This window comes from Puniceibacterium confluentis (assembly GCF_007923445.1).
In the GTDB taxonomy this organism is placed as follows: Bacteria; Pseudomonadota; Alphaproteobacteria; order Rhodobacterales; family Rhodobacteraceae; genus Puniceibacterium; species Puniceibacterium confluentis.
On record NZ_VOJI01000084.1, the window covers coordinates 1 to 1,024 of the forward strand.

At 60.7% G+C, this 1,024-nt stretch carries 1 protein-coding gene; it reads right to left on the bottom strand.

What is annotated here, in order from left to right; translation table 11 throughout:
• Positions 1 to 141: 141 nt before the first annotated feature.
• Positions 142 to 1,024, bottom strand: an 883-nt coding sequence (locus tag FOY53_RS22635; protein WP_222435343.1) for a polysulfide reductase NrfD family protein, incomplete at its 5' end; no start/stop codon positions are given.

A 1,024-nucleotide genomic window follows, 5' to 3' on the forward strand; every position in this document is an offset into this window, starting at 1 on the left:
GTCGGTTTACGGTACGGTCACCTGCCGCCTGAAGCTTAGAGGCTTTTCTTGGAAGCATGGGATCAACGACTTTGTGGGGATACCCCCTCGTCATCACGCCTTGGCGTTGTATGGAAGAAGGGATTTGCCTCCTCTTCCCGCCTACACGCTTGAACCGGGACGTCCAGCACCCGGATACTCGAACATGACCGTGGAGTAGCCGATGAAGATGCAGTTGATCAGGAAGAGCAGCGGCAGGAAGCCGGTCTGCCACAGAGGGCTCAGCTTCTCGCCGGCAATGATCATCATGGAGCCGAGCGACGACTGGTGCATGGACGGCAGCGTGATCCCCAGGACGATGAAGAAGATGAGGACCTTGTCGAGCCGTACCTGGAGATGCCCCGCCGCCTTGCTCACGTTGGTCAGGCCGTTGCGGAGCGCGTCGGTGTCGGGGATCAGGCGCGCATAGAGCCAGTGGGACGATTCGCGCACCCACTTCCACTTGCTGTGCTCCAGGGTGTAGAGCACCGCCGGGAGGAACTCGATGATCAGGACCGTGGAGTACGACATGACGCAGAGAGCGACCTCGAACATGACCGAGTTGCCCTGCCAGCGGCTGGGCATGAAGAAGCCGTAGGCGTTCCAGTAGCGGCCCAGGTCGACCATGACCGAAAAGCCGGCCAGGCAGTAGCCGAACACGCTGGTCAGGATGGCCGAGCGGATGAGCGGATGGTACTTCCACCGGTTCATGATGTAGATGAGCAGCGCCAGTGCGTAGCCGCCGCAGGCGAAGGCGGTGCCGGTGGCCACGTCGTAGGCGATCCAGATTCCCCAGGGGTAGCCGTCGGACAGCCCGGTAACCGCGCCTACGCCGGCGAAGAACCGGTAGGCGATGAGCGCCAGCCCTACCAGGACGAAGAACAGGAGGATGAAGAAGGGCCGGGTTAAGATCTTGCCGGGCTGAACCTGATATTCATCGTGATGCGATCCCATCTTAATCGTCCTCCCCGTGTCCGAGATCTTCCTGCTTCTTCTTGTTCCTGAG